The 8,079-nt window shown below is 61.9% G+C and carries 8 protein-coding genes; 6 read left to right on the forward strand and 2 right to left on the reverse strand.

From position 1 onward, the window contains the following. Positions 1-129: 129 nt before the first annotated feature. On the reverse strand, positions 130-603 hold the full coding sequence (locus QMX97_RS30690; protein ID WP_003176072.1) for an Lrp/AsnC family transcriptional regulator: 474 nt from the start codon (positions 601-603) through the stop codon (positions 130-132). A 143-nt stretch (positions 604-746) separates the two neighbouring features. Between QMX97_RS30690 and kynU the strand changes: the two genes are divergently transcribed. Beyond that, positions 747-1,997 (forward strand): kynureninase, encoded by a 1,251-nt coding sequence (gene kynU, locus QMX97_RS30695; protein WP_201145870.1) that lies wholly within the window; start codon positions 747-749, stop codon positions 1,995-1,997. Between the two features lie 137 nt (positions 1,998-2,134). Beyond that, complete coding sequence (locus tag QMX97_RS30700; RefSeq protein WP_106802638.1) at positions 2,135-3,541, forward strand: amino acid permease; 1,407 nt, start codon at positions 2,135-2,137, stop codon at positions 3,539-3,541. On the opposite strand, the gene QMX97_RS30705 is transcribed toward QMX97_RS30700, so the two are convergent. Then, a complete protein-coding gene (locus QMX97_RS30705; protein WP_282398158.1) occupies positions 3,487-4,377 on the reverse strand; it encodes a LysR substrate-binding domain-containing protein in 891 nt (296 codons plus the stop codon). The two genes, QMX97_RS30700 and QMX97_RS30705, sit on opposite strands and share 55 nt — an antisense overlap. A 120-nt stretch (positions 4,378-4,497) precedes the next feature. On the opposite strand from QMX97_RS30705, the gene QMX97_RS30710 reads away from it, so the two are divergent. The 4 genes from QMX97_RS30710 to QMX97_RS30725 all read left to right on the forward strand — a co-directional run bounded on the left by QMX97_RS30710 (position 4,498) and on the right by QMX97_RS30725 (position 7,899). Next, positions 4,498-5,262 carry a sulfite exporter TauE/SafE family protein gene (locus tag QMX97_RS30710; RefSeq protein ID WP_106802640.1) on the forward strand — a complete coding sequence of 255 codons (765 nt, stop codon included), beginning with the start codon at positions 4,498-4,500 and terminating at the stop codon, positions 5,260-5,262. 122 nt (positions 5,263-5,384) lie between these two features. After that, positions 5,385-5,975, forward strand: a complete 591-nt coding sequence (locus QMX97_RS30715) for an NAD(P)H-dependent oxidoreductase (protein WP_065908447.1) — start codon at positions 5,385-5,387, stop codon at positions 5,973-5,975. 30 nt (positions 5,976-6,005) lie between these two features. Next, entirely contained in the window at positions 6,006-6,902 is an 897-nt protein-coding gene (locus QMX97_RS30720; protein WP_282398159.1) for a LysR family transcriptional regulator, read from the forward strand. Between the two features lie 103 nt (positions 6,903-7,005). Then, a complete protein-coding gene (locus tag QMX97_RS30725; protein ID WP_065908450.1) occupies positions 7,006-7,899 on the forward strand; it encodes an NAD-dependent epimerase/dehydratase family protein in 894 nt (297 codons plus the stop codon). Positions 7,900-8,079 lie beyond the last annotated feature (180 nt).

Here is an 8,079-nt window from a genome sequence, read left to right on the forward strand (position 1 = left end):
CGCGTGCGCGCCCTCGAAGACTCAACGCGGTAAAAAATGTGGGAGCTGGCTTGCCTGCGATAGCGGTGGTGAATGACACACCGCCATCGCAGGCAAGCCAGCTCCCACAGTTGATGTGGGGTGTTCGTGCTATTTGCGCACTACCAGATCCAGCACCTCATCCCGGTCCTTGATCTTCTGCAACACGATCTCCGAGCGAATATCCATCACCCCCGCCGTGCGGTTCAGGTGGTTCACGATGAAGTCCGAAAAATGCTTGAGGTTGCGTGCCTGCACCCGCAGCACATAGTTGCTGGCGCCGGTGATCACATAGGCACTGGCGACCTCCGGCCAGCCTTGCACCTTCTTGATGAACGTCTCGTGCCAATCCTCCACATCCTGGCGCAATGACAGGTGGACGATGGCCTCCAGCTCAATCCCCAACTGCTCGGCATTCAGGACCGCGCGGTAGCCGCTGATGATTCCCTCGCTCTCCAGCAGGCGCAACCGGCGCAGGCAGGCGGAGGGCGACAGGGCGACCTTTTCCGCCAGTTCCTGGTTGCTGATACGCCCATCCTGTTGCAGGAAATGCAGGAGGCGAAGGTCGGTGGCGTCAAGAATCATGGTTAGAATAAATCCGCGTATTTGGAGGTTAAATTCGAATTTCCTACAGCTTAATTAGCCTGTTACCCACCACTTTGCACGAAAATTCTCTAAAGCTTCGTTCATTATTTGGTCCATATTCCTTATAAAAACCAGGACAGCCCATGACCCTTCGAAGCCATTGCCAAGCCCTAGACGCCCAGGACCCCCTGGCGCCGCTGCGTCAACAGTTCGCCTTGCCGGCGGGCGTGATCTACCTCGACGGCAACTCCCTTGGTGCACGCCCGGTAACCGCGTTGGCGCGGGCGCAGGCGGTGATCGCCGAAGAGTGGGGCAACGGCTTGATTCGCAGTTGGAACAGCGCGGGCTGGGCGGATCTGTCGCAGCGCCTGGGCAATCGCCTGGCACCACTGATCGGTGCGCGCGACGGCGAAGTGGTGATCACCGATACCACCTCGATCAACCTGTTCAAAGTGCTCAGCGCGGCGCTGAGCGTGCAGCGCCAGCGCACGCCGGCGCGCAAGGTGATTGTCAGCGAAGCGAGCAACTTTCCTACCGACCTGTATATCGCCGAAGGCCTTGCCGAACTGCTGCAACAAGGCTATTCCCTGCGGCTGGTCAACAGCCCCGACGAGTTGCCCGAAGCCATCGACCAGGACGTGGCAGTGGTGATGCTCACCCACGTCAACTACAAGACCGGCTACATGTACGACATGCAGGCACTCACCGCCTTGAGCCATGAGTGCGGCGCGTTGAGCATCTGGGACCTGGCGCATTCGGCAGGCGCGGTGCCCATCGACCTGCACGCGGCGGGGGCTGATTACGCGATTGGCTGCACCTATAAATACCTGAACGGCGGGCCAGGCTCCCAGGCGTTTGTGTGGGTGAATCCGGAGTTGGTGGATGTGGTGCGCCAGCCATTGTCGGGCTGGTTCGGGCACACTCGGCAGTTCGCCATGGAGTCGACCTACGCGCCCAGCAGCGGCATTGCACGCTACCTGTGCGGCACGCAGCCGATCACTTCGTTGGCCATGGTCGAATGCGGCCTGGAGATTTTTGCCCAGACCGACATGGCCAGCCTGCGCGCCAAGTCGCTGGCCCTGACCGACCTGTTTATCGACCTGGTGGAAGCCCGTTGCGCCGCCCACGACCTCGTACTGATCACCCCGCGTGACCACGCCCGGCGAGGCAGCCATGTGAGCTTCGAACACCCTGAAGGCTACGCGGTGATCCAGGCGTTGATCGCCCGTGGCGTGATCGGCGATTACCGCGAGCCGCGCATCATGCGCTTTGGCTTTACCCCGCTGTACACCAGCTTTACCGAGGTGTGGGACGCCGTGGAGATTCTCGGTGAAATTCTCGACAACGCCACATGGGACCAGGCGCAATTCAAAGTGCGCAACAGCGTTACTTAAGCGCAACACCTTTCACATGTTGTAGCGGGCTGGCCTGCGATGGCGATGGTGAATTCACCGACATCATCGCAGGCCAGCCAGCTCCCCCAGGGTCCAACACCGGCAGTAACCATCACAATAATAAAGGGGCACCCCACGTGACCACGCCAGACAACGGCTTTGCAGAGATTACCCACCGCGAACTGGGCCTCAGGCGCCAGCTCACTTCCGGCCAGATGAGCATGATCGCCATCGGTGGCGCGATCGGTACCGGGCTGTTCATGGGCAGCGCCTATGCCATCGGCTATGCCGGGCCGAGTGTGCTGATCAGCTACGCCATCGGCGCGCTGATCACCTTGCTGCTGATGGGCTGCCTGGCCGAGATGACGGTGGCCCATTCCACCTCCGGCTCGTTTGGCGCCTACGCCGAGTTCTACGTCAGCCCGCTGGCCGGATTCCTGGTGCGTTATGCCTACTGGGCGGCGATCGTGCTGGCGGTGGGCGCCGAGGTCACGGCGGTGGCGATGTACATGAAGTACTGGTTCGCCAACGTACCGGAATGGGTATGGATCGTGTCGTTTTCCAGCGTGCTGATCCTGCTCAATGCGATCAGCGTGAAGACCTTCGGCACCTTCGAATACTGGTTCTCGACCATCAAGATCAGCGCCATCGTCGCCTTCATCCTCCTCGCCGTCTACGTCGTGTTCGGCTCCGGTAACCCGGAATACGGCGTACAGAACTACACGGCCCACGACGGCTTTTTCCCGCATGGCCTGAGCGGCATGTGGATCGCGGTGATCGTGTCGATCTTCAGCTACCTCAGCGTGGAGATGATCGCCGTCGCCGCCGGTGAAGCGGCTGACCCGGAACAAGCGGTGAAAAAGGCCTTTCGCGCGACCATCGTGCGACTGGTGGTGTTCTACCTGCTGACCTTGGCGCTGATGCTCGCCATCGTGCCGTGGAACCAGGCGGGCCAGACCCAGAGCCCGTTCGTCACGGTGATGCAGACCATCGGCATTCCCGGGGCGACCGGGGTGATGAATTTCGTGATCCTGATCGCGGCGCTGTCGGCGATGAACAGCCAGCTCTACATCACCACGCGGATGATGTTCAGCCTGTCTCGCGCAGGTTTTGCGCCCAAGTCCATGGGCGCCCTGAGCAAGAGCGGCATCCCGTTGAATGCGCTGTTGCTGTCCAGCTCGGGCATCGCGCTGGCAACCTTGCTTAACGTGGTGTACCCGGAAAGCTCGTTCACCCTGATGATGGCGATCTCGATGTTTGGCGCGATCTTCACCTGGTTCATGATCTTCCTCACGCACCTGTTCTTCCGGCGCTATCGCCAGCGCCATGGCGGCGCGAAGCTGTCGTTCGAACTGCGCTTGTTTCCCTACAGCACCTTGCTCGGCCTGGTGCTGATGGGCGCGGTGATGATCACCACGTACTTCACCGACGCATTCAAGATGACCCTGGTGTTTGGCGTGCCGTTCCTGCTGATCCTGTCGGCGGTGTATTACGGGTTTTTCCGCAAGGGCAGGGCCAAGGCATCGAACAAGGCCCTGGCGTAACCCGGCAAATGTTCGAACGAGCGTGCGCATAACAGCAATCGGCGACAGGCCCAGTCCTCCTTGAGCGGCAGGGCCCTGAAGCGGCGTTCCAGCGGCCAGCGTTCCAGCGCAGCCTGGGGCACGATGCCCAGCCCGGCGCCGCCGGCGACCATGCGAATCAGCCCATCAAAGCCATCGGCGCGAATGCGCGTCTGCAAGCGAAAACCCGCGTGCAGCGCCTGCTCCTCCAGGTACACCGCGAGTGCGCTGTTGGCGGCCAGGCCTACGTAGTCGTATTGCAGGCTGTCGATGAAACTCGCCGTGGTCAACGGATGATCGAGGGGCATGATCAGCACCAGCGGGTCGTCGCGAAACGCCAGCGTCTGCAAACCGTGGGTGTCGACCGCATCAGAGATGATTCCCAGGTCGGCCGTGCCTTGGCGCAAGGCCTGGGTGATGCGCAGGCTCGGCAGCTCCTGCAGGTCGATATCCAGGTTGGCGTGTTCGCGCAGGAAATCCGCCAGCAGTTCCGGCAGGTATTCGCTGAGCGCGGTGGTGTTGCACAACAGGCGCACCTGGCCTTTGACGCCATTGGCGTATTCCGCGAGGTCCTGTTGCAGGTGGTCGGCCTGTTGCAACAGCAGGCGCGCGTGGCGGGCCAGGGCTTTGCCGGCCGGCGTTGGGGTGACGCCACGACGGCCGCGCTCAAGAAAGGCGATGCCCAGCGAGGCCTCCATCGCCCGGATGCGCGCGCTGGCCGCCGCCAGGGACAGATGACTGCGCGCGGCGCCGGCGGTGATGTTGCCGGTGTCGAGGATGTGCAGGTAGAGGCGCAGGTCGACCAAGTCAAAGTGCATGGCGGGTATTCTCGGGTGATTGGCTCGCCAGCGATGGCGTCATCAGCCTCACGCAAAACAAGAGGCTGCCTCAGTATATGGCGAATTTCCCGCCGGATCGAAACCCCTCACAATCGCCCCATGAATACCTTCCTGACCTTTTACCAAAACCTCGGCCCAGCCCTGACGCTGCTGGTGATTGGCACCTTCCTGCTGGCCGGCACCGTCAAGGGGGTGATCGGCCTCGGCCTGCCCACCGTCGCCATGGGCATGCTCGGCCTGGCTATGCTGCCGGCGCAGGCTGCGGCGTTGCTGATCATTCCCTCGACAGTTACCAACCTCTGGCAACTGGCCTTCGGCGGACACCTGAGCGCGTTGTTCAAGCGCCTGTGGCCGCTGCTGTTGCTGATTTTTCTCGGCACCGGGCTCGGCAGCGTGTGGCTGGGCATGGACGGCGGCCATTGGGTGGTGCGTGCGCTCGGCGGAGCCTTGCTGGTGTACGCATTGAGCGGGCTGTTTTTGCCCACGCTCAAGGTAAAGCCCGAGACCGAACGCTGGCTCGGCCCGCTGTGTGGGCTGATCACGGGGGTGATCACCTCGGCCACCGGTGTGTTTGTGATTCCGGCTGTGCCGTACCTGCAGGCATTGGGTTTGAACCGCGATGAGTTGGTGCAGGCGCTGGGCCTGTCGTTCACGGTTTCGACGCTGGCGCTGGCCGCCGGTTTGGCCTGGCGCGGCAGCCTCGGCGGTGGCGAAATCAACGCCTCGATGTTGGCGTTGTTCCCGGCGCTGCTGGGGATGTGGCTAGGCCAGACGCTGCGCCAGCGCATCAGCGCGGTGGTATTCAAACGCGTATTTTTCATCGGTATGGCGCTGTTGGGGGGTCACCTGCTGATTAGCGGATAATTCACAAGTGCGCAGTTATTCGTGCGTACGGGTCAAATGTATTTTGCTGCACCACCGCTTATTCCCAGGGTTACGAGTCGCTAGTCTGCCGCCAGACATTTCTAACCCCTTGGATCCCTGCGATGAAAAAAGTCCTCCTGCTCAACGGCGGTAAAAAATTCGCCCACTCCGATGGTCGCTACAACGCCACCCTGCACGACGCCGCCGTGGCCGTGCTGGACCGTGGCGGTATCGACGTCAAAGTCACCCACATCGACGAAGGCTACGATGTCGCCGAAGAAGTGGCCAAATTCCTCTGGGCCGACGTGATCATCTACCAGATGCCCGGCTGGTGGATGGGCGCACCGTGGATCGTCAAAAAGTACATCGACGAGGTCTTCACCGAAGGCCACGGCAGCCTGTACGCCAGCGACGGCCGCACCCGTTCCGATTCGTCGCAGAAATACGGTAGCGGCGGCCTGATCCAGGGCAAGCAGTACATGCTCTCGCTGACCTGGAACGCGCCGCAGCAAGCCTTCGACGACCCGAGCGATTTCTTTGAGGCCAAGGGTGTCGACGCGGTGTACTTTGCGTTCCACAAGGCCAACGAGTTCCTCGGCATGACCGGCCTGCCGACCTTCTTGTGCGTGGACGTGATGAAACGCCCGGCCATCGAGGCCGACGTGGCGCGCTACGAGCAGCACCTGGCGCAGGTGTTCAACCTCTCGGTGTAAGCTGGCAGGAATCGATAAAGAGGACAGCCTGTGAAAGCCCGATCCGATGAGCTCCAGATCTTCGTCAGCGTGATTGAATGCGGTTCGATTTCCGCCGCAGCGGAGCAGGTCGGGCAGACGCCCTCGGCGGTCAGCCGCACCCTGTCGCGCCTGGAAGCCAAGCTCGACACCACGTTGATCAACCGCACCACGCGGCGCATGGACCTGACCGAGGAAGGTAAGTACTTCTTCGAGCAGGCCAAGGTGATCCTGGCGCAGATGGAGGAGCTGGAAGAACGCTTGTCGTCGCGTCAGAAAAATCCGGCCGGGCGCCTGCGCATCAATGCTGCCGTACCGTTCATGCTGCATGGGATCGTGCCGTACATCGACGAGTTTCGCCGTTTGTACCCGGATATCCAGCTGGAGCTGAACAGCGATGACTTGATCATCGACCTGCTGGAACAGAGCACCGACATCGCCATTCGCATCGGCGTGCTGGCCGATTCGACCCTGCATGCGCGCGCCCTCGGCTGGTCGCCGCTGCATATCCTCGCCAGCCCTGAATACCTCAAGCAGCACGGCGCCCCGGCAACGGTGGCCGAGCTGGCCGAGCACACGTTGCTGGGGTTCACCCAGACCGAAACCCTCAACCACTGGCCATTGCGCCATGTGGAGGGCGACCGCTGGCTGATCCAGCCGGGGATTGCTGCGTCGAGTGGCGAAACCCTGCGTCACCTGGCCTTGGCAGGGCAGGGGATTTGCTGCCTGTCGAATTTCATGACCCTGGAAGACATCAGCGCCGGGCGCCTGGTGCCGGTGCTGGAAGCGTTCAATACCGGTTATCGCCAGCCGATCCACGCGGTGTTCTACCGCAACTCGCAACTGGCGCTGCGCATCCAGTGCTTCCTGGACTTCATCCAGGCCAAATTGGCGCGCTATGCCCGTTGATTCGTGACCTGCGCGCAAGAGTGAATTGGGCACCAGGGGCTTATTCGCCAGGGAGGGGTCCGTAACAATGGGCCCATCACTTACCCAGTCAGGAGCACACTCCATGAACGTATTCGTCACCGGCGCTGCAGGTTTTATCGGCGGCTCCATCGCCACGGGCCTGGTCAAGGCCGGCCATCACGTTACCGGCCTGGTGCGCAGCGCCGAGCAAGCGGCTGAAATGAGCGCCCTGGGCATTACCCCAGTCATCGGCACCCTGGATGACGCCGGCGTATTGACCGAGCAGGCCAAGCGCGCCGATGCGGTGATCAACGCTGCGAGCAGCGACCATCGTGCTGCCGTGGAAACCTTGCTGGCGGCGTTGAAAGGTTCGAACAAGCCATTCCTGCACACCAGCGGTTCGAGCATTGTTGGTGATGCATCCGGCGGCAAGGCCAGTGATGTCATCTACTTTGAAGACAACCTGCCGGCGCCGACGGTCGACAAGGCTGCGCGCGTGGCCATCGACAACCTGATCCTGGCGGCCGCCAACGACGGCGTGAACTCGGCGGTGATCTGCAACACCTTGATCTACGGGCACAGCCTGGGTGTGAAGCGGGACAGCGTGCAATTGCCGCGCTTGCTCAAGCAGGCCCGCAAGAGCGGCGTGGTGCGCCACGTGGGGACCGGGCAGAACATCTGGTCCAACGTGCACATTGACGACGTGGTGGCCCTGTATCTGCTGGCGCTGACCAGGAACGTGCCGGGCACCTTCTACTTTGTGGAAAGCGGCGAGGCGGCGTTTATCGACATGACCACCGCGATTGCCGCCGCCCTGAACCTGGGCCAGCCGCAGGATTGGCCATTGGCCGAGGCTGAAGCCGAGTGGGGCTATGAAATGGCCAACTATGGCCTGGGCTCCAACAGCCGCGTGCGCGGCAAACACGCGCGTGAACTGCTGGGCTGGGCGCCGAAGCGTACGTCGGTGGTGGAGTGGATTCGCCACGAGATGGTCTGAGTTTTCTGCCGCTCAATTTGTGGTTGTAGCTGTGGCTATGGCTGTAGTTGTAGTTGGGCGGCCGGGCTTTTTGTGGCGAGCGGGCTTGCCCCGCGTTGGGCTGCGAAGCAGCCCCATCCCAGCCACCGCCTATATTCGACAGATATGCGCTGAATGGTTTGGGGGGCTGCTTCGCAGCCC

Origin of the sequence: Pseudomonas sp. PS01298 (genome assembly GCF_029959745.1) — a bacterium.
GTDB lineage: Bacteria > Pseudomonadota > Gammaproteobacteria > Pseudomonadales > Pseudomonadaceae > Aquipseudomonas > Aquipseudomonas aylmerensis.

Bases quoted from the DNA above. Each gene is read 5' to 3' on its own strand.
- QMX97_RS30690 (WP_003176072.1), bottom strand. From the start codon at position 603: ATGATTCTTGACGCCACCGACCTTCGCCTCCTGCATTTCCTGCAACAG.
- kynU (WP_201145870.1), top strand. From the start codon at position 747: ATGACCCTTCGAAGCCATTGCCAAGCCCTAGACGCCCAGGACCCCCTG.
- QMX97_RS30705 (WP_282398158.1), bottom strand. From the start codon at position 4,377: ATGCACTTTGACTTGGTCGACCTGCGCCTCTACCTGCACATCCTCGAC.
- QMX97_RS30710 (WP_106802640.1), top strand. From the start codon at position 4,498: ATGAATACCTTCCTGACCTTTTACCAAAACCTCGGCCCAGCCCTGACG.
- QMX97_RS30715 (WP_065908447.1), top strand. From the start codon at position 5,385: ATGAAAAAAGTCCTCCTGCTCAACGGCGGTAAAAAATTCGCCCACTCC.
- QMX97_RS30725 (WP_065908450.1), top strand. From the start codon at position 7,006: ATGAACGTATTCGTCACCGGCGCTGCAGGTTTTATCGGCGGCTCCATC.